This is a genomic window from Novosphingobium sp., from assembly GCF_032093395.1.
Classification (GTDB): domain Bacteria; phylum Pseudomonadota; class Alphaproteobacteria; order Sphingomonadales; family Sphingomonadaceae; genus Novosphingobium.
The window spans coordinates 76,833-96,415 of sequence record NZ_DAMDBA010000012.1; the positions used below are offsets into that span (position 1 = coordinate 76,833).

General features: G+C 63.4%; 19 protein-coding genes, 1 tRNA gene and 1 pseudogene. 10 read left to right on the top strand and 11 right to left on the bottom strand.

Annotation, left to right across the window (positions count from 1 at the left end):
- The first annotated feature begins 10 nt into the window (after nucleotides 1-10).
- Both wecB and wecC read left to right on the top strand, forming a co-directional pair.
- The gene (wecB, locus tag RT424_RS06825) at nucleotides 11-1,165 is read left to right on the top strand and encodes a non-hydrolyzing UDP-N-acetylglucosamine 2-epimerase (protein ID WP_313435601.1); all 1,155 of its coding nucleotides are present in this window, start codon (nucleotides 11-13) and stop codon (nucleotides 1,163-1,165) included.
- Nucleotides 1,143-2,456: a UDP-N-acetyl-D-mannosamine dehydrogenase gene (gene wecC / locus RT424_RS06830; RefSeq protein WP_313435603.1), complete on the top strand. Its 1,314-nt coding sequence runs from the start codon at nucleotides 1,143-1,145 to the stop codon at nucleotides 2,454-2,456. The genes wecB and wecC overlap by 23 nt, the downstream gene beginning before the upstream one ends.
- 54 nt (nucleotides 2,457-2,510) lie before the next feature.
- Here the strand turns inward: wecC and RT424_RS06835 are convergent, their stop codons facing one another.
- The 3 genes from RT424_RS06835 to RT424_RS06845 all read right to left on the bottom strand — a co-directional run bounded on the left by RT424_RS06835 (nucleotide 2,511) and on the right by RT424_RS06845 (nucleotide 4,862).
- Nucleotides 2,511-2,741: a hypothetical protein gene (locus RT424_RS06835; protein WP_313435605.1), complete on the bottom strand. Its 231-nt coding sequence runs from the start codon at nucleotides 2,739-2,741 to the stop codon at nucleotides 2,511-2,513.
- A 152-nt stretch (nucleotides 2,742-2,893) separates the two neighbouring features.
- Entirely contained in the window at nucleotides 2,894-4,273 is a 1,380-nt protein-coding gene (locus tag RT424_RS06840; RefSeq protein WP_313435638.1) for an L-serine ammonia-lyase, read from the bottom strand.
- A 172-nt stretch (nucleotides 4,274-4,445) separates the two neighbouring features.
- A complete protein-coding gene (locus tag RT424_RS06845) occupies nucleotides 4,446-4,862 on the bottom strand; it encodes a secondary thiamine-phosphate synthase enzyme YjbQ (protein WP_313435607.1) in 417 nt (138 codons plus the stop codon).
- A 125-nt stretch (nucleotides 4,863-4,987) separates the two neighbouring features.
- On the opposite strand from RT424_RS06845, the gene RT424_RS06850 reads away from it, so the two are divergent.
- From RT424_RS06850 to RT424_RS24515, 7 genes and pseudogenes are all read left to right on the top strand, one after another.
- Nucleotides 4,988-5,254, top strand: a complete 267-nt coding sequence (locus RT424_RS06850) for a hypothetical protein (protein WP_313435609.1) — start codon at nucleotides 4,988-4,990, stop codon at nucleotides 5,252-5,254.
- A 72-nt stretch (nucleotides 5,255-5,326) separates the two neighbouring features.
- Nucleotides 5,327-6,175 (top strand): acetyl-CoA carboxylase, carboxyltransferase subunit beta, encoded by an 849-nt coding sequence (accD, locus tag RT424_RS06855; RefSeq protein ID WP_313435611.1) that lies wholly within the window; start codon nucleotides 5,327-5,329, stop codon nucleotides 6,173-6,175.
- Complete coding sequence (accB, locus tag RT424_RS06860; protein ID WP_313435613.1) at nucleotides 6,172-6,618, top strand: acetyl-CoA carboxylase biotin carboxyl carrier protein; 447 nt, start codon at nucleotides 6,172-6,174, stop codon at nucleotides 6,616-6,618. The genes accD and accB overlap by 4 nt, the downstream gene beginning before the upstream one ends.
- A gap of 13 nt (nucleotides 6,619-6,631) precedes the next feature.
- Nucleotides 6,632-7,981 carry an acetyl-CoA carboxylase biotin carboxylase subunit gene (gene accC, locus RT424_RS06865; protein ID WP_313435615.1) on the top strand — a complete coding sequence of 450 codons (1,350 nt, stop codon included), beginning with the start codon at nucleotides 6,632-6,634 and terminating at the stop codon, nucleotides 7,979-7,981.
- Nucleotides 7,982-8,016: 35 nt separating this feature from the next.
- A complete protein-coding gene (locus RT424_RS06870; protein WP_313435617.1) occupies nucleotides 8,017-8,964 on the top strand; it encodes an acetyl-CoA carboxylase carboxyltransferase subunit alpha in 948 nt (315 codons plus the stop codon).
- A gap of 967 nt (nucleotides 8,965-9,931) precedes the next feature.
- A tRNA-Gly gene (locus tag RT424_RS06875) sits at nucleotides 9,932-10,005 on the top strand.
- A 285-nt stretch (nucleotides 10,006-10,290) separates the two neighbouring features.
- Nucleotides 10,291-10,482: pseudogene (locus tag RT424_RS24515) on the top strand (Arm DNA-binding domain-containing protein); the annotation flags it as partial.
- Between the two features lie 360 nt (nucleotides 10,483-10,842).
- Here the strand turns inward: RT424_RS24515 and RT424_RS06880 are convergent.
- Both RT424_RS06880 and RT424_RS06885 read right to left on the bottom strand, forming a co-directional pair.
- A complete protein-coding gene (locus RT424_RS06880) occupies nucleotides 10,843-12,225 on the bottom strand; it encodes a phospholipase D family protein (protein ID WP_313435619.1) in 1,383 nt (460 codons plus the stop codon).
- Between the two features lie 310 nt (nucleotides 12,226-12,535).
- Nucleotides 12,536-13,018, bottom strand: a complete 483-nt coding sequence (locus RT424_RS06885; RefSeq protein ID WP_313435621.1) for an Rrf2 family transcriptional regulator — start codon at nucleotides 13,016-13,018, stop codon at nucleotides 12,536-12,538.
- An 87-nt stretch (nucleotides 13,019-13,105) separates the two neighbouring features.
- On the opposite strand from RT424_RS06885, the gene RT424_RS06890 reads away from it, so the two are divergent.
- Nucleotides 13,106-13,885, top strand: coding sequence for a class I SAM-dependent methyltransferase (locus RT424_RS06890; protein ID WP_313435623.1), 780 nt, complete (start codon nucleotides 13,106-13,108; stop codon nucleotides 13,883-13,885).
- A gap of 105 nt (nucleotides 13,886-13,990) precedes the next feature.
- On the opposite strand, the gene RT424_RS06895 is transcribed toward RT424_RS06890, so the two are convergent.
- The 6 genes from RT424_RS06895 to RT424_RS06920 form a co-directional block, all read right to left on the bottom strand.
- The gene (locus tag RT424_RS06895; RefSeq protein WP_313435625.1) at nucleotides 13,991-14,971 is read right to left on the bottom strand and encodes an AI-2E family transporter; all 981 of its coding nucleotides are present in this window, start codon (nucleotides 14,969-14,971) and stop codon (nucleotides 13,991-13,993) included.
- Nucleotides 14,972-15,171: 200 nt separating this feature from the next.
- Entirely contained in the window at nucleotides 15,172-15,369 is a 198-nt protein-coding gene (locus RT424_RS06900; RefSeq protein WP_313435627.1) for a hypothetical protein, read from the bottom strand.
- A 192-nt stretch (nucleotides 15,370-15,561) separates the two neighbouring features.
- Nucleotides 15,562-17,445 carry a molecular chaperone HtpG gene (gene htpG / locus RT424_RS06905; RefSeq protein WP_313435629.1) on the bottom strand — a complete coding sequence of 628 codons (1,884 nt, stop codon included), beginning with the start codon at nucleotides 17,443-17,445 and terminating at the stop codon, nucleotides 15,562-15,564.
- Between the two features lie 318 nt (nucleotides 17,446-17,763).
- A complete protein-coding gene (locus RT424_RS06910; protein ID WP_313435631.1) occupies nucleotides 17,764-18,051 on the bottom strand; it encodes a hypothetical protein in 288 nt (95 codons plus the stop codon).
- 42 nt (nucleotides 18,052-18,093) lie between these two features.
- Entirely contained in the window at nucleotides 18,094-18,891 is a 798-nt protein-coding gene (locus RT424_RS06915; protein ID WP_313435633.1) for an SDR family NAD(P)-dependent oxidoreductase, read from the bottom strand.
- A 10-nt stretch (nucleotides 18,892-18,901) separates the two neighbouring features.
- Nucleotides 18,902-19,583: zinc-binding dehydrogenase (locus RT424_RS06920; RefSeq protein ID WP_313435634.1), on the bottom strand; the 682-nt coding region annotated here is incomplete at its 5' end.

Consider the following 19,583-nt stretch of genomic DNA (forward strand, 5'->3'; position numbering starts at 1 on the left):
GCCCCTCGCCATGACCGCTCAGACCCGCATGCAACCGGCCCGCATCCTCGTCGTCTTCGGCACCAGGCCGGAGGCGATCAAGCTGTTTCCCGTGATTCACGCACTGAAGGCCGATCCGCGGTTCGAATGCGTGGTTTGCGTATCGGCGCAGCATCGCCAGATGCTCGATCAGGTGCTGGAGATTGCGGGGATCGTGCCGGATCACGATCTCGACGTGATGCAGCCGGACCAGACGCTCGACGCGCTTACTGCGAACCTGCTCACCGGGTTGGGCAAGGTGATGGATGAGGCACGGCCGGACCGGGTCATCGTGCAAGGCGATACCGCCACGGCCATGGCGGGCGCGTTGGCGGCCTATTACCGAAAGCTCCCGGTCGATCATGTCGAGGCGGGGCTGCGATCGGGCAATATCTATCATCCCTGGCCCGAGGAAGTGAACCGCAAGATCATCGGTTCGATGGCCAGCCTGCACTTCGCGCCGACCGAGACCGCGCGTAACGCACTGGTGAACGAAAACGTCGATCCCGCCCGCGTCCATGTCACCGGCAACAGTGTGATCGACGCGCTGCATTGGGTGACGGCGGAGATAGCGCGCGATCCTTCGCTGGCCGCCGGGCTGGCGGAGCTGGAAGCGCGGTTTGCGGGCAAGCGGATCATCGGCGTCACCAGCCACCGGCGTGAGAACTTCGGAGAGGGCATGGAACAGATCGCAAAGGCCATTCGCCGGATCGCGGAGCGCAGCGACACGGTGGTGATCTTTCCGGTCCATCTCAATCCTAACGTGCGCAAGGTCATGAACGAGCGTCTGTCCGGGCTCGACAACGTCGCCCTGATCGAGCCGCTGGACTATCCGCATTTCGCGCGCCTGATCGCCATAGCAGAGATCATGCTGACCGATTCGGGCGGCGTGCAGGAGGAAGCCCCGGCGCTCGGCAAGCCGGTGCTGGTCATGCGCGAGACGACCGAGCGCCCGGAAGGCGTGGCGGCCGGAACGGCAAGGCTGGTCGGCACCTCGGCCGAGCGGATCGTTACCGAAATATCAACCTTGCTGGACGATAGAGAGGCATACGAGGCCATGGCGCGCGCCCACAATCCTTTCGGAGACGGGCAGACCGCGCGCCGAATCGTGGAGCTGCTTGCCAATGAAGTCGGACACCAAGCCTGACGTCTGCGTAGTGGGGCTGGGCTATATCGGCCTGCCCACTGCCGCCGTGATCGCCCGCGCCGGATGCCGGGTGCTCGGCCTGGACGTATCGCAATCGGTGGTCGACACCATCAATCGCGGCGAGATCCATATCGAGGAGGTCGATCTGGACGGCCTGGTGCAGGGCGTCGTCTCACGCGGGCTACTTTCCGCCTCGACCGAGATCGCGCCTGCCGACGTCTTCGTGATCGCGGTGCCCACGCCCTTCGAGAAAACCGATACCGGCGATCACGCGCCCGACATCTCCTACGTACTGGCGGCGGGACGCTCCGTCGCCACCGTGCTCAAGGCGGGGGACGTGGTGATCCTCGAATCGACCTCGCCGGTGGGTACGACCGATCAACTGCGCGATCTGATCGCGGAATTGCGCCCGGATCTGAAGATACCCGGTCTGACCCGCGACACGCCCGATGTCTCGATCGCCTATTGCCCTGAGCGCGTGCTTCCCGGCCGCATTCTGGAGGAACTGACCAACAACGATCGCTCGATCGGCGGCATCACGCCGCGCTGCGCGCGCAAGGCGCTGGCCTTCTACAAGCGCTTCGTGCGCGGCGAATGCGTCACCACCGACGCCCGCTCGGCCGAGATGACCAAGCTGGTCGAAAACGCCTATCGCGACGTCAACATCGCTTTCGCCAACGAACTGTCGATGGTGGCCGATCGCATGGGGCTGGATGTGTGGGAAGTGATCCGCCTCGCCAACCGCCATCCGCGCGTCAACATCCTGACGCCGGGGCCGGGCGTGGGCGGGCACTGCATCGCCGTCGACCCCTGGTTCATCGTCCACGGCGCGCCGGAAGATACCCCGCTGATCCGCGCCGCGCGCGGCGTCAACGATCGCAAGATGAGCCATGTCATCGCCCAGGCAGAGGCTCTGGTGGAAGCGCATCCCGAGGCGAAAGTCGCCTGCCTGGGTCTGGCCTTCAAAGCCAATATCGACGATTTCCGCGAAAGCCCGGCCCGCTTCGTCACCAGCCGCCTCGCCCGCAAATTCGGCAGCCGCATCCACGTGGTGGAGCCCTATGCGGCCGAACTTCCGATCGAGTTCACCGATACCGGCGTGACCCAGATCGATATCGACGATGCGCTGGAGACGTGTGAGATCCTGATCGTGCTGGTCGATCACGACGTGTTCCGCGTGGTGCCGCTGGCAGAACGTGCCGACAAGCTGGTCTACGACACCCGCGGCATCTGGCCCGACCAGCCTCGTGTCGTGCGCGACGAGGACGCCCGGCTGGCGCTTACCGCCTGAAGCCACGCCGCAAGGCAGTTTCCGGCCCCCGCGTTGGCGGGGGCCGAGAAAGCCTTACTTGCAGACCTTGACCTTGCGGCCGTGCTGCATGACGTAGTGGCAGGTAACCTTCCGGTGGGCGGGCCTGCGCACCTCGGTCTTTTTCACGGTCGTCTTCTTCACCACTGCGTGGTTCGCGGCGTGATGCGGGGCGGGGTGATGGTCGGGCTGAGCCATCGCGGCGCCCGCAGGAACGAGTGCGCCGAGTGCGAGGGTTGCAAGGAGAGTCGAGCCAATCTTCGTCATCTGTTTCGTCCTTCGAAAAATCATGTTCTGCAAAGCCTTGGCTGGAACAGGACGTCGCACCCGTCGGGCTCCTGCCGAGGCAGGGCAGCAAAGCGCGGGCGAGCTTGAAGTTGCGATGAACGTGAACGAAATCAGTCGAAATGTTGCTGAGGTCAGCAGGCCACCACGTTGATAGCGAGGCCGCCCTGGCTGGTTTCCTTGTACTTGCTCGACATGTCGAGCCCGGTCTGGCGCATCGTCTCGATCACCTGATCGAGCGAGACGCGCGGCGTTTCGCCCGCGTGGAGCGCCAGCTTGGCGGCGTTGACAGCCTTCACCGAGGCGATGGCGTTGCGTTCGATGCAGGGGATCTGCACCAGCCCGCCCACGGGATCGCAGGTAAGGCCGAGGTTGTGCTCCATGCCGATCTCGGCTGCCGCGCAGACCTGTTCGGGCGTGCCGCCCCAGACCGCCGCCAGCCCCGCCGCTGCCATCGAGCAGGCTACGCCCACTTCGCCCTGGCAGCCCATCTCCGCGCCCGAGATCGAAGCCCGCTGCTTGTAGAGCAAGCCGATCCCGGCGGCGGTCAGCAGGTAGCGCCGCGCCTTGCCCGGCACGGCCTTGCGCCCTTCGCTGCAATATTGCCGCAGGAGCGACGGGATGATCCCTGCCGCGCCGTTGGTGGGCGCGGTGACGACGCGCCCGCCGCTGGCATTCTCCTCGTTCACGGCCATGGCGTAGAGGTTCAGCCAGTCCATCAGCGTCTCGGCCTGGTTGTCCTGTGGGCGCGAGATCAGGTTCTGATGGATCGCGCGGGCACGCCTGCGCACCTTGAGCGCGCCGGGCAGCAGTCCTTCGCGTTCGAGGCCGGCGTCGATGCACTGGTTCATGGCTTCGGCGATCGCGTCGAGGCCGGCCAGCGTCTCTTCCTCAGGTCTGCGCGCCGCCTCGTTGGCGAGCATGACCCCGGCGATGTCTAGCCCGCTGGCGGCGCAGACTTCCAGCAACTGCGCGCCGGAGCCGAACGGATGGGCGACCGGCGGGCCGTGGGTGACCTGATCGTCGGGCGCGGGCTGTTCAAGCTGGTGGCGGCTGGAGAAGAAGCCGCCCCCGGTCGAGAAGTATTCCTGACGGGCGATCGTGCCGCCTTCCCCGTCGAACGCGGTCAAGACCATGCCGTTCGGATGGAGGTCCGGAACATGGTCGAAGTCGAGCACGAGGTCGGTGCGGGGATCGAATGCGATCTCGCGGCGTCCCAGCAGCACAATGCGATGCGTTGCGCGGACGTCGGCAGCAGCAGCATGCGCTTCCTCGGGGTCCACGGTTTCGGGCTGGAACCCGATCAGGCCCATCAGGCAGGCATCGGGGGTGCCGTGACCCTCGCCGGTGAAGGCGAGCGAACCTTGCAGCGCGATCGACAGGCGCGCGATCCGATCGAACTGACGGGATTCGTCGAGCGTCTGGAGAAAGCGTGCCGCGATTCGCATCGGGCCTACCGTGTGGGAACTGGAAGGACCGAGGCCGATGCGGAAAAGGTCGAGCGCGGAGATCAAGAGCGGCACTCACGCGGGACACGAGGGAACGACAAGAAAAAATCTCCAGAATCGATAAGGCCGTGTGGATAGGCATCGCCCGGGCGGATGCAATGGCAAATGGCATGGTCCGGCGAAACCTGAGCAGCCCGGCCAGCTTCGTGCTCTGTTGCTGGACCGCCATGGGCTCTGTTCACATGCCGAGAAGGTGCAAGGCGACCTGCCGGGAGTGCGGTATGCGCCGATGTTCGGCAAGGAAGATCCCCTGCCATGTCCCGAGCGCAAGGCGGCCGTCGATCACCGGGATCGAGAGGTTCACGCCCGTCAGCGTACTCTTGAGGTGAGCGGGCATGTCGTCCGGCCCCTCTTCGTCGTGGGCGTAGTGCGGGCCTTCGGGCGCAACGCGATCAAGCCAGTCGATCAGGTCGGAGCGCACTTCGCGCGCGGCATTCTCCTGGATCAGCAGCGAGGCCGAGGTGTGGCGGCACAACAGCGTCAGCAGTCCTTCCTGGATGCCCTTGCCGTGCTGCCAGTCGGTGATCGCCTGAGTGATATCGGTGAGCCCTCGGCCAGACGTGCGGAAGGTGAGGGTGGTGACGGCTTGCTTCATGACGCCCATCCTGAACCCTTCCCGCGCCCGCTTCAACGACGGCGCGACAGAAGGACGAAACGGGCTAGCGAACCCGCCCCGCAGTGATCAAAAGGCCACGGAATACGGCTTGACGTAATGGTAAGATGGCGAAAAACAGCGTTTCAGGCGGGCCTTCACTACGTTTTGCAGGGGTATCGATCAACGGCGTAAATCCGTGGATTTCTGCGCCTTTCAAGACTATGGAGGACGACCGCGGGGCAATTTTTGCGCATGTCGAGGCGTTCTGGCGATTGATCAACCCATTGCTCCCGCGTATTGCCGCGCTCGGCGGCGGGCCCGACAGGCCAGCGCGGAGTACGCCGCATATAGAGATCGTTCGGTCGCAAGGGGCGCAGGAAAACAAGCCCTAACGCTGCGCCCGACCGGTCCAACAGGCGAGCCCGGAGTCACCGGGCCGCTAGAGATTCACGCAAGGGTTCGTCATGAGTTGGCTTAGCAAGGTACGCAATTCCCTCGGGGGACTGACGAAGCGGGATACGCCCGACAACCTGTGGACCAAGTGTCCCGGTTGCGGCGAGATGCTCTTCACCAGGGAATTCGAGGACAATCTGTCGGTCTGCCCGCGCTGCCAGTTCCATGGCCGGATCGGCGCGCAGGCGCGCTTCGACCAGCTGCTCGATGCCGGTTACGCGGTGCTGCCCGCCGCACGGGTGCCCGAAAACCCGCTGAACTTCCGCGACAGCAAGAAGTATTCCGATCGCCTGAAGATCGCCCGCGCCGCCAACCCGTTCCCCGATGCGCTGACCAATGCGCTCGGCACGGTCGAGGGCCGCAAGCTGGTGCTCGGTGTGCAGGACTTCGCCTTCATGGGCGGCTCGATGGGCATGGCGGTGGGCGAGGCTTTCGTCGAGGCCGTCGAACGCGCCATTGCCGAGGATTGCGGCTACGTGATCTGCACGGCTGCGGGCGGTGCGCGCATGCAGGAGGGCATCCTCTCGCTCATGCAGATGCCCAAGGCCACCGTCGCCATCCGCCGCCTGGCGCGCGCGGGGCTCCCCTATATCGTCGTCCTGACCGATCCCACCACCGGCGGGGTCACTGCCAGCTACGCGATGCTGGGCGATATCCAGATCGCTGAGCCGGGCGCGCTCATCGGCTTCGCCGGCCAGCGCGTGATCCAGGACACCATCCGCGAAAAACTCCCCGACGGCTTCCAGCGCGCCGAGTACCTCCATGCCCACGGCATGGTCGACATGGTGGTCCACCGCAAGGACCTCAAAGGCACGCTGGCATCGCTGCTCGAATATCTTGAACGAAAGGAAGTTGCGTGAACATCGACAGCGCGCTGGTACGCGAGCTCGCCGAGCTCCTCGCTGAAACCGGCCTGACCGAAATCGAAGTCGAGGACGGCGAACGCAAGATCAAGGTCGTGCGCCAGGCGGCGCAGCAGATCGTTGCCGCTGCCGCCCCGGCTCTGCCGCTGGCCGCCGCTCCGGTTGCCGCTGCTCCCTTGGCCGAGGCTGCGCCCGCAGCCGCTCCGGTCGATGCCGTGAAGTCGCCGATGGTCGGCACCGTCTACCTCGCGCCCGAGCCCACCGCGCCGAACTTCATCAGCGTCGGCCAGCAGGTCAAGGCCGGAGACGTGCTGCTGATCGTGGAAGCCATGAAGGTCATGAATCAGATCAACGCTCCCAAGAGCGGCACGATCCAGGCCATCCTCGTCGACAACCAGCAGCCGGTCGAATTCGACCAGCCGCTCGTCGTGATCGCCTGAGGACAATAGCTTCATGGCCATCAAGCGCCTCCTGATTGCCAACCGCGGCGAAATCGCGCTGCGCATCCATCGCGCCGCGCGCGAGATGGGCATCGAAACCGTCGCAGTGCACTCCACCGCCGACGCCGACGCCATGCACGTGCGCCTTGCCGACCACGCGGTCTGCATCGGCCCGCCGGCGGCCAAGGATTCGTACCTCAACGTCGCGGCGATCATCGCCGCGGCCGAGATCACCCATGCCGACGCGATCCACCCCGGCTACGGCTTCCTTTCCGAGAACGCCCAGTTCGCCGAGATCGTCGAGGCGCATGGCCTGATCTGGGTCGGCCCCAAGCCCGAGCACATCCGCACGATGGGCGACAAGGTGGAAGCCAAGCGCACCGCCGGCGCGCTCGGCCTTCCGCTGGTTCCGGGCTCGGACGGCGCGATCGAGGACTTCGACGTCGCGCGCGAGCTGGCCGAGCAGATCGGCTATCCGGTGATCATCAAGGCCGCTTCGGGCGGCGGTGGCCGCGGCATGAAGGTCGTGAACTCGGCAGAGGAACTCGAAAGCCAGATGGGCCAGGCCCGTTCGGAGGCGAAGGCCGCCTTCGGCGACGCCACCGTCTACATGGAAAAGTACCTCGGCAACCCACGCCATATCGAGTTCCAGATCTTCGGTGACGGCAAGGGCGAGGCGGTTCACCTGGGCGAGCGCGACTGCTCGCTGCAGCGCCGCCACCAGAAGGTGCTGGAAGAAGCGCCCTCGCCGGTCATCACGCCTGAAGAGCGCGACCGCATGGGCGGCATCGTATCGAAGGCCATGGCCGACATGGCCTATCGCGGCGCCGGCACGATCGAGTTCCTCTGGGAAAACGGCGAGTTCTACTTCATCGAGATGAACACCCGCCTCCAGGTGGAGCATCCGGTGACGGAAGCCATCACCGGCGTCGATCTCGTGCGCGAGCAGATCCGCATTGCCGACGGCCAGCCCCTCGCCTTCCGTCAGGAAGAGATCGAGTTCAAGGGCCACGCCATCGAATGCCGGATCAACGCGGAAGACCCGTGGAACTTCACCCCCTCGCCGGGCCAGGTGACGAACTACCACGCGGCGGGCGGCATGAACGTGCGCGTCGATTCGGGGCTCTACACGGGCTATCGCATCCCGCCGTACTACGATTCGATGATCGGCAAGCTGATCGTCTCCGGCCGCAGCCGTAATGGCGCGATCATGCGCCTGAAGCGCGCGCTGGAGGAGATGGTGATCGACGGGGTCAAGACCTCGATCCCGCTGCACCAGGCGCTGCTGGAAGATCCCGAGTTCCAGAGCGGCGACTATACCATCAAGTGGCTGGAAGAATGGCTGGCCAAGCGCGCCTCCTGAGGCGCGCTGGAACCGGCAGGTAAACGGAAAAGAGCATGATCTCGTTTCTTGAATTCGAAAAGCCCATCGCCGCGCTCGAAGCCCGCATTGCGGAGCTGCGCACGACCGCCAGCGACAGCGACCTCGACATCGCGGGCGAGATTTCGCGCCTCGAAAAGAAGAGCGCGGCCATGCTGGCGGCGACTTACGCCAAGCTAACGCCCTGGCAGAAGACCCAAGTGGCGCGCCATCCGCAGCGTCCGCATTTCGTGGACTACATCCGGATGGGCTTCACCGACTTCATCCCGTTGGGCGGTGACCGCCTCTACGGCGAGGACGAGGCGATCATCGGCGGCCTGGCGCGTCTCAAGGGACGCCGCGTGATGGTGATCGGGCACGAAAAGGGCCACGACACCGCCACGCGCATCAAGCACAACTTCGGCATGGCCAAGCCCGAGGGCTACCGCAAGGCGATCCGCCTGATGGAGATGGCTGGCAAGTTCGGCCTGCCGGTCGTGACCCTGGTCGACACCGCCGGCGCCTTCCCCGGTGTCGAGGCCGAGGAGCGCGGTCAGGCCGAAGCCATCGCCCGCTCGATCGAGGCTTGCCTCGGCGTGCCGGTGCCGATGGTCTCGGCCATCGTGGGCGAGGGCGGTTCCGGCGGCGCCGTGGCATTGGCCGCAGCCGACCGCGTGCTCATGCTTGAGCATTCGATCTATTCGGTGATCTCGCCCGAGGGTGCCTCCTCGATCCTGTGGCGCACCCCGGACAAGGCTCCGGATGCTGCCGAAGCGATGAAGGTGACCGCGCAGGATTTGCTGTCCCTGCACATAATCGAACGTGTCGTGCCGGAGCCGGCCGGCGGCGCGCACCGCGACGCTCAGGCCACTGCGCAGGCGCTGTTCGGCGCCATCGACGAGGAACTCGTTTCGCTCTCGGCACTGCCGGCCGATGACCTGCTTGCCCGCCGCGAAGAACGCTTCCTGGCCATCGGCCGGGCTTGATCCGAATGAAGGCGCCGGTCCGAAACCGGCGCCTTTTTCACGCCCCGGAGGCTTTGGAACTGCGCGCCTGGACCGAGGAGGACCTGCAGGAATGGAAGCCTGGCATGGCGCTACCGAGGACTCCGAGCCGCTGGCAATAGTTTCCAGGCGATGTTTTTGATCTTGCGTAGATGAGGCCGCCCCCGCGAAGGGGACGGCCTCCGAACGGTGGGTTGGGAGGGTTGGTCCACCACCGCATGCCGCGTCGCCGCCGGCATCTAACTAAGATTTTCGAAGGACGCTGGTTCCTGCTGCATCCCGGATATGTTTTCGCCTGGCTGCGGCTGTTCCGATGCATATGCGGAACAAGCGAACCGCTTCAGCGGTCCGGTCGGGTGTTGTGAAAACCGCCTGGCCGCCGGTTTCGAACGCGGTCGGCAGCTGCTCCGGGAAAAAAGGCCCCGCAGAGGTGTACTCGGCTGCGGGGCCTGAGTTGCAGCATGGTGAGTCTGGCCGAAACAGACTGAAAGCCATCGAGGCAATCCACCATCTGACCGGGATCGCCTCTTTTCTTGAGACGTGGGTCGCATTCCCGAGCACGAGGTTTATCGCCTGGACGAGACGCGTGTTTCCTATTCTACTGAATAGTCGCGACACCTTGTCCTAACGGTTTCGACTGGACAGAGCCCCGTGCACGAATTGCGTCGAGCTTGGGGACGGACTTCTCAAACCCACCCGCCTGATGGCTCATCCGCGTCTGGGGTTTGCTGTCCTTCCCGCTAGACAGTGATGCACTTCGTGAAGCCTTCCCAATCGAGGTTTCGTTCTGCGGCAAAGTGCAGAGACCTCTGGCGTGCTTTGTGGATCGGAACAGTGCGCAATAGCAAAATGCGGATTGACGTTTGAGCTAGCCACATGGCACTAGGCTGGGCCTCGCCGGAAAAGCTTCGGAAAACGGCGGGTATAATTCAGGCTAAACTCCTGAAATGCGGATGTAGCTCAATGGTAGAGCAGCAGCTTCCCAAGCTGAATACGGGGGTTCGATTCCCCTCATCCGCTCCATCACAAGCAACCGCTCCTCGCTACGCTCCAGTGCGCGTCTCAAACCTGCTCTTAAAGAGCGGTGAAAGTCTGTTTTCTGCGGTTTTTGACTGATACAATGTCTGGGCGGTTCCGGATATGTTTCATACCGTCTCAGTCAAAGTTGGCGCCATATGTGAACCTGCAGTTCTCTTGAGCTGACGGAAATCCACTCACAATGGCAGGCGGCTCACGAAATCCGGTCTCTCGGCCACGACGGTCGATAGAGCCCGCCCACAAGAAAAAGCTTACTAGCTTTCTGACCGCGACGGCCTCTACCTGCTCGTGAAGCCGTCCGGCGCCCGCTATTGGCGGATGAATTTCAAACTTCACCAACTCCCCCGTACGGCGTCCTTCAGGCGTTACCCCGAAGTCACTCTCGGAGAGGCCCGCCAGCGGCTGATTGAAGCGCGGCGCCTGCTGAAGCAGGGCATCGATCCTGTTCATCAAGCCAAGTAAGGTCGCCGCCTTTATCGCTGCCGGAAACCCCTTCCGGCTTATCGCGAGCGAATGGCTTGAAGAACGGCCAGTATGCGCGCGTAACAGGCTGGTAGCCGCGCAGGGGGCGAACGACCGGTTACGGCCTCGATAGAAATACCAACGACTGGGCCGGAACCGCCCCAGTTGAGTCGAGTTTGGCCAAGCCCCCGCCACTTGTTCTTCTGTTCGAAGAGTGTCCAGGCGCAGGTGAACATTCGGGGCGACATAAGCAGGCCATCGGTGACAGCCGTCGTATATCCAACCGGCCCGGCACCAATGGTTACAAGTGCCCTAAAACAGGTCCGCTTGCCGATTAAAAGAAGGCAAGCGGACGCGGGCTTAGAGCAGCTTCCCGATAGGTAGCTGGCTCGCCACCTTTATCATCAGTTGATCGGCCAACGTCATGCCGGGCTCGCGCGTGTGAACCGTCTCAAAGCCATTGGCCCGCTCTATCCAACGTAGCTCGCCGCTGCTCGACTGAGTGACTTCATAGGCCATTGCCGGCACCGCGTCTTCGAACCTGTCGGCAACACGCGAGGCGAGTTCGGGGCTATCGATCACGAACCCCATCTCGGTATTGAGGTGGACCGAGCGCGGATCGAAGTTGAAGGAGCCCACAAACAGGCGCTTGCGGTCGACTGCAAAGGTCTTGGCGTGGAGGGTTGACGCGCTGGAGCGCAAAGCCGCCACCGAGCCTCCGCCCGAGCCCCGCAACGTACTGCCGATGCCCACGCGTAGACCGTGTCTCCTTTCCTTGCCGCCCTGCGGGTGCCGGCTCTTTCCGCAGATCTCGAACAGCCGGATCCCCGCGGATAGAAGGTCCGCGCGCCAGGGCGCATAGCCGGCATGGACGACGCCGACATCGTTAGCGGCATAGCTGTTCGTCAGCACCGAGATGGCAATGCCGCGCCCGGCAAGCCCGGTAAACATGGCCGTACCCTGACGGCCGGGCACGAAGTAGCCCGCTACCACGCATAGCTCGCGTTCGGGCACCCCGATGGCGCTCTCTATCTGACCGGCAAGGAGAGATCTCTCGGGCATGGGGCCGAGCGCTTTTTCCGGCGGGTCGCTGATCAGGCGGACCGGCGCCCAGGTCAACGCGATGGTCCCGTCGCCTAACGTTCGGATCAGCGGTAGGTCGCGGATCCGCTCGACGAATTTGCCGGCGGAGGGATCGCGCTCGATGATCGAGGCTCTTTTTGCGAGTTCCCGCCGCTTTGTTTCAGGCATGCGTGGCAGGATCTGCGTAGCGGGGTAAGCAGATGCGCAATCCCAGTAACGCTCGAAATCCTCTGCCACCGCGTCCACCACCGGGCCTACCGCGAGCACGTCGAGATCAGCGAACAGCCCGCCATCGCCGGTCCCGAAATATTCGTCGCCGATGTTGCGGCCGCCCACGATCGTCACCGCCCTGTCGGCCGTGAAGCTCTTGTTGTGCATGCGCCGGTTGAGGCGGTGGAAATCGAAGACAAAGCCTATCGCCTTCGGAAAACGGATGCGGAACGGGTTGAACAATCGGACAGCGATATTGGGATGACGGTCCAGTGCAGCCAGAATCGTGTCGAGTCCCGATATGCCGTTGTCGTCGAGCAGCAGTCGCACCGTGACGCCCCGCTCAGCCGCCTGGTGGATCGCCTCGAGCATCAAAGTGCCGCTGCGGTCGCCGTGCCAGATATAATATTGGAGATCGAGCGTGCGTTCCGCGGCCTGCGCGAGCTGCATGCGGGCGGCGAAGGCGTCGTGTGCGTCGTCGAGGAGGCTTACGCCGGAGAGGTTGGGATGAGCGCCGACCGCGCCCGAGGTCGCCCGGGCTAGCGTACTGGACGCTTCTCCCTCAGCGCCCGGCCTGGCCGGCGGCGGTGTCTTACGTCGGGGCACGCGACATAGCCGGCCAAACGCGCCCCATGCCACCGCGACAAGGCCAGCGCTTAGCGCTAGCGCGCCAGCGCCACGCGCTAACGATGTTTTCGATCCGGACGTGATGATGCGGCGCAAAATTCCCCCTTGTTGACGCAAGACGTCCGATCGCCGCCTAGGTTCCCGCATCGCGATCTTCGGGCGCTGGGCCGCGGAGGCGCGGCGTTTGATCGGCCGGCCTGCAATGGGCTTCGAACCCTCGCGCCAGTTCGGCGAGACTGACGGCACCCAACCGCGCGATCAGTATTGCTTCGGCGTCTCGCAGCGCGTCCTCCACCGCAGCGTTAACGGCCCTTTCGACCGCGCAATCCGGATTGCTGTGCTCGCTGCCGATAGCGAAGACGCGAGGACCACCCACCGCGCGGTGGACATCCAGTAGCGAAACCGCTTCCAGATTTGCGGCGATGGCCCAGCCGCCGCCATGCCCTTTCTCCGACCGCACATATCCAGCATCGCGCAGGCCAGCCATCGTGCGGCGCACGACCACGGGGTTCGTTCCAAGCATCCGCGCGATTGCCTCGGACGTCATCGACCCATCGTGGCGTGCCATATGGAGCAACACATGCAACATTCTCGAAAGGCGGCTGTCATTACGCACGGCATGATCTTTCTCGGACGGTCGGGAGTTGGCAAGCGGATCTCTTCACGATACTTATGATGTTACATGATTCGTGGAGCTTTGGCCATGCAGGAATTCGACAGTCCCGACCATTGGGACACGGCCGCCCAGCACTATGAGAAGACCGCTCATCCCTTCACCAAGCATTATGCCGAGGCGGCACTGGCGCGTGTTGTGCTGACACCGGAAAGCCGCGTTCTCGATGTCGCGGCCGGCACCGGCGCGCTTGCGCTGACGGCTGCAAGAACCGGCGCGCGGGTGCTCGCGACGGACTTCTCGCCCGGCATGGTGGCGCGCATTGCGGCTGCGAAAATGCCCAATGTCGAAACGCGGGTGATGGACGGACAGGCCCTGGAGCTCGAAGATGGCAGCTTCGATGCGGTGTTCTCGATCTTCGGCGTCATCATGTTTCCCGACTGGCGCAAAGGCCTCGCCGAAATGGCAAGGGTGACGCGCATCGGTGGGACAGGTGTGGTCGCGACCTGGCAGGACCGGGGTGCCGCAACCTTCCTGCTGCTGGGCCAGATTCGTCGCAAGCTGTTTCCCGATCGTGAGGGTATGGTTATGCCGGACGCGGTCACGGCGCTTAGCAATTCGGCCGACTTCGCCAGCGAACTGGTCCTGGCCGGATATCGTGATCCAGAGATTGAACATGTCACCCATGATTATCCGCTCGACATGAACCTGCTGGACGAACCCGATAGCTTGTTCGGCATGTCCCCCGACTGGACCAGTTTGAGCGATGCGGAGAAGGGGGAGGTCATCGCCGAAGTCCGAGCCACGGCTGGCGATCGCACAATCCTTCCCATCCCTTCGACCGCACTTATCGCAGTGGCGAGGCGTTAAAGCGTGATCGCGACCGAAGGAGTCCTGCGGGGTAGCAGAGAGCCTGCGCTGAAACTTGCCGCCCGAGGCCGGCGCCTGTGCTGGCCCGCGCAGAGGCGATTGCAGTTACACTTCCACGTTTTTGCCCAGCAGCGTCTTCACATAGATACGCTTGACGAGGACAAACAAGGTTATGGTCAGAGGTGCTGCGAGCAGTACGCCGAGCGCTCCAAACAGCGTACCCGCGGCGACCACCGTGAAGAGAAGCACTGCGGGTGGCACATCGACCGCCTGCTTCTGGATCATGGGCTGAAGGAAGTTGCCCTGCAGCTGCTGAATCAGGACGAACAGCAGGACAACCCACAGCGCGGTCTCCGGGGATTGAGTGAACGCCAGCAGGACCGCCGGCACGCCCGAAATTACCGGCCCGATCATGGGGATGACGTCGAGCAGGCCGGCAATAACACCGAGCCCGCCGGCTGACGGTACCCCAAGCAGCGCCAAGCCCGCAGACGTGAGGGTAGCCACGACCACCGAGGAGACCGCCTGACCCTTCATCCAGCCATTGAGGCCGCGGCTCGTATCCGTCAGGGCATCGTCTGCCGTTTTCACCGCGCGGTCGGGCACCAGGAGAAGAAGGCCGCGGCGATAGACGCCGGGGTCGGCGGCCAGAAAGACCGCCGCAAAAATGACCAGCACGAGGTTGGTCAGGCCGCTCCCGATCGCTAGCATGTAGGTGCCTACCTTGGTTAGGGCGCCCGAAAGACTGTCCTTGCCTTGCTCCAATATACCGTTGCCGGCATTCCCCAACCCCATGCGTTCAAGGAAGGCGTGCATCTGTTCGACGCCTTCGGGCAGGCTTTGCCGGATCGTGTCGAACTGGCTGGTCAATTGGGCGCCAAACAGCACGAAAGCGCCGATGAAAGTCCCCAATAGAAGGATCACTGCGAGCGCCAATGCCCAGGCGCGGCCAATCGAGAGGGAAGAACAGACGATGCGAGCGATGGCGTCGAACACAACGGCCAAGACCACGGCAGCGAACACCAGCATGAGAAAGCTGGCAAGGCGCACGAGCAACAAGCCCACGCCCAGGATTGCGACGACCATGACGGCGGCAACCGCGACCCGGCCAAGCGTCCAATATCGCTGAGGGCGAGGGGGGAACGAGGGATCCACTTTGAGCATCCTTTAAGGTTCATCCAGAACACTGGCGATATTGCGTGTAATCTACCCGAAAACCTGAACGACAATGGGCCGGCACCCAGTTCGCTGGTCGCCGGCCCTTCGATATGATCTGACGGCTTCGGTTACTTGTCGCCGATGACCGCGCCCGCCGTCCCGCCGATAATGGCACCTTCCGTGGTGCCCAGACCGGTCGCACTGCCTACTACGGCGCCGCCAGTGCCGCCGATCAGGCCGCCACGGGTTGCGCCATGCGAGCAGCCGGCCAGTGCCGCGCCGGCCATGAGGGTAAGGATCAGTCCGCTCGCGATTTTCGTGTTCATGGATGTCGCTCCTGTTGCTGCTGCGGCTTGAGCGAATGGACCGTCGTGATGTTCCGCGAGAAACACATTGAAATTGGAAGCTTGTAGCTGTGTGCAACGAAAGTGAACGCCAGAGCCTCAGCCGCAGAGGGACAAGTCGGAGGTGATCGGACAGCCAAGGAAGAGGGGAGCCAAACGGCTCCCCCCATTTTGTTATCCCAGGGTTTTAGCCATCAACCGCTCGAGACGCTCCACGAAAGCGCGCGGGTCGGCCGGGGCTTCGCCTTCGGCGATCCGTGCCTCGTCGAGCAGAAGAAACGAGAGGTCGCGCAAGTCGTCGTCGCTGGCACCGCTTTGTGCCAGCTTGCCGATCAGCGTGTGCCCGGCGTTAACTTCCAGGACCGGCTTTGCCCGCTCCGATGCTCGTCCAGCGGAAGCCAGCATCTTCTCGAGCTGCAGGTCCATCGCATTGTCGGGCGCGACGATGCAGACGGCGCTTGTGGTCAGGCGGTCCGAGACGCGCACATCGGATACGTATTCGGCCAAGGCATCCTTGGCGAAGGCGATGAATCCGGTCACATCCTCGCCGGCATTCGCAAGCTCGCCACCTTCCGCCAAGGGAATGAGGCTGAGATCAGCCGCTCCCTGCGTAACCGACTTGAACGGCTTACCCTCGAAGTCCGCGCCCATCGTCGTCCAGAAGCTGTCGACCTGGTCAGGCAGCAGCAGTACCTCGATGCCGCGTGCCTTGAACCCTTCAACTTGCGGAGAATCCGCAATCCGATCGAGATCGGTTCCCGTCGCATAGTAGATCGCCGTCTGGTTTTCCCTGAGCGAGGCGACGTAATCCTTGAGCGAACGCCATTTGCCGTCCGACATGGTGGTCTTGAAACGGGCAAGGCCCAGCAGGGTGTCGCGCCGCGCATAGTCCTCGTAGAGACCTTCCTTCAGCACTGCCCCGAAGTTCTCCCAGACGGCCGCGTAACGTTCAGGCTCTGCAACGGCCATCTTTTCCAGCTCGGAAAGGATGCGATTGCTTACGCCCTTCTGGATTGCCGAGAGCACAGGACTGTCCTGGATCATTTCGCGCGACATGTTGAGGGGAAGGTCCGCAGAATCGACAAGGCCGCGCACGAAGCGCAGGTAGCGCGGCAGGATTTCCGCTTCGTCGGTGATGAACACGCGGCGGACGTAGAGCTTGATGCGCCCGTTACGATCGGGATCGAACAGGTCGAACGGCTTGCTCTCCGGAATGAAGGCGAGCACCGAATATTCGTGCCGCCCCTCCGCCCGATAGTGCAGCGTCAGGGCAGGCTTGTCGAACTGGCCTGCCACGCTGCGGTAGAAGTCGGTGTAGTCTTCCTCGCTGATTTCGGACTTCGGCTTGGTCCACAGCGCCGCGCCGTCCGCAACCTGCCGAGCTTCCTCGTCGCTTCCGGTTTCCTCGATGAAGATCGGGACCGGCACATGGCCGGACTGTGCCTTGACGATGCGCTCGACGCTGTAGCGCTCCGCATAGCTTTTTGCATCGTCCAGAAGATGGAGGGTCACCTCTGTCCCCCGTACCGGCGCCTGCTCCGGATCGGCGGGTGCGATGGTGTAGGTGCCGAGGCCGTCGGAAGACCAGCTGGCAGCGTCGCTTTCGCCCGCGCGGCGCGATACGACATCGACTTTCCCGGCCACCATGAACGCCGAGTAGAAACCGACGCCGAATTGACCGATGAGCTGCTGGCCCTCCCCATTCTTATCGGCGGAGAGCCGATCCATGAAGGCCTTGGTTCCGGAGCGGGCGATGGTTCCCAGCGTCTCTGCCATGTCGGCAGCGGTCATGCCGATGCCGTTGTCGGCAACCGTCAACGTGCCGGCTTCCTTGTCCAGCGTGATGGTGATCTGCGGCTGCGGATCTTCGCCAAGGAGCGATGGGTCGGCGATCGCTTCATAGCGCAGTTTCTCACACGCATCGGCCGCGTTGGAGATCAGCTCGCGCAGGAAGACGTCCCGGTCCGAATAAACCGAATGGACCATCATGTGCAGCAGCTTGGAGACATCCGCCTCGAAGGCACGGGTTTCTGGGGCGATAGTGGAATCTGTCGTCATCGTATCCTTGGCTCGCATGTCTGAATTTGCCCCGGTCAGATGGAATTATCGCGCGCACTCTTCAAGGCGCGTGATTCAGTGCGGACTTTTGTGTTTCCACGCTCGTGGCAGTTGTTGTCGCACAAGGCCAAGTGCGTCCCATCGCCATCTCGAGACTGCGACCGTGGCTCACGAGGAAGTTTCCACCCGTAACGTTCCTATCGACGACAATTAAACCGGTCAAAATGCGGCTGGCAGCATATCGGTAGCCTGCCAAGCACCCTCCATCCTACTCGCGCGGGCGCCGCGGGTCCGGGCCCTTGAGTTCGTTCAGGCGGTCTAGCCGGCGGCAATTTCGTCGAATACGCGGTTCACAATGGCGACGCGCGAGTCGTCATTGATGTCCACCGAGACCGATATCGGATCGGACAGCGGTGCGTCAGTGCGCTCCGGTTCCAGATGCGTCGCGGTATCGCCGCCGCTGGGCGTATCGCCTGCGCTGTTTTCATCGCCTGCCGACGAGATGAACACGTCGGTCCGTTCAAAGCCGTGTTCCTGGACCAATCGTTCGACAGCCAGTTCCGCGTCGCGTCGACTGGAGAATGTGCGCTCTATCGTGGAGTTCATGTCTCTATCCTTTGGTTAGCAAAGTTCGGCGCCGGCATTTCCTTATCGCGGTCCGTCATCGTTGGCCGAGCCGGGCTCCGCCATCCTGCGGTGCTGTTCTGCGAGAACTGCGGCCGGCGTCACGTGCGCCACAGCCGCCTGGATCTTATTCTTCCATCCCGAGACAATATGCGCATCGCCGTTCATCATCGCGTTCCATCCGTCGCGGGCGACGTCGGCAGGATCGCTCTTGCTCGCTGACGCGCCCACACTCGTGTCGAGCATGTCGGCGCGATCGAAGAACTCGGTTTCGACTGGGCCGGGCATCAAAGTGGTGATCGTCACGCCTTTCACCTCCTTGATCTCGTTGCGCAGCGCGTCCGCGAAGCTGTCCACGAACGCTTTCGTACCGTTGTAGACTGCCTGGAAACTACCCGGGATGAAGCCGGCGATGGACCCGGTGATCAGCACCTTGCCATCGCCGCGCATCACCATTGCTTTGAGCACTTGCTGAAGCAGATAGAGAGTGCCGGTAATGTTGGTATCTACCACAAGGCGCCAGTCGGCGACATTCTGGTCCAGAAAACCGTGCCCCAGCCCCCGGCCCGCATTGGCGCAAAGAAGATCGATACGGCGACCCTCCACGGCGGAAAGCAGGGCATCGACGCCTTCCAGGGTCGACAGGTCGGCCTGCACTGCGGCTACCGAAACGCCGTGCAGGCGAAAGTCCCGGGCGGCCGCTTCGATCAGCTCTTCGTCGGCAACGACCAGCAGGTCATAGCCGTTCTCTGCGGCAATGCTCGCCAGTTCGAAGCCGATGCCCGTGGAGGCACCGGTGATGATTGCGAACTTATCAGCCATGCTGCTTGTCCTATTCGGCCGCGACGGCGGTTTCGGTGAAGCCGGGCTTGAGCACGACCTTGGTGACTTCGTTCTGGTTGTCGTGGAACATCCTGTAGCCCTTGGGGGCATCCTCCAGGCTCATGCGATGCGAAATGAGGAAGGTCGTGTCGATCTTGCCCTCGACGATCGCGTTGAGCAGGCCCGGCATGTAGTGCTGGACGCTGGTCTGCCCGGTCTTCAAGGTAAGCCCCTTTTCCATGAAGGCGCCGAGCGGGAACTTGTCGACAATGCCGCCGTAGACCGCCGGCATCGAGACGCGGCCGCCCTTGCGGCAGGCGACGATGGCCTGGCGGATCGAGTGGATGCGGTCGGTACCCAGGAACAGCGAGGCCTTGACCTGGTCGATCACGTTATCGACGAAGAAGCCATGCGCCTCCAGCCCCACCGCGTCGATCACCGCGTCCGGACCTATGCCGCCTGTCATTTCCATCAGCGCCTCGTACGTCTTCGATTCCTCGAAGTTGATGGTCTGCGCGCCGAATTTTCGCGCCAGTTCCAGGCGGCGGGGAAAATGGTCGATGGCGATTACCCGCGCCGCCCCCATTAGGAACGCGGACTGAACCGCGAACAGCCCAACCGGACCGCAGCCCCAGACAGCGACGGTGTCGCCGGGCTCGATGTCGGCGTTTTCGGCGGCCTGCCAGCCAGTG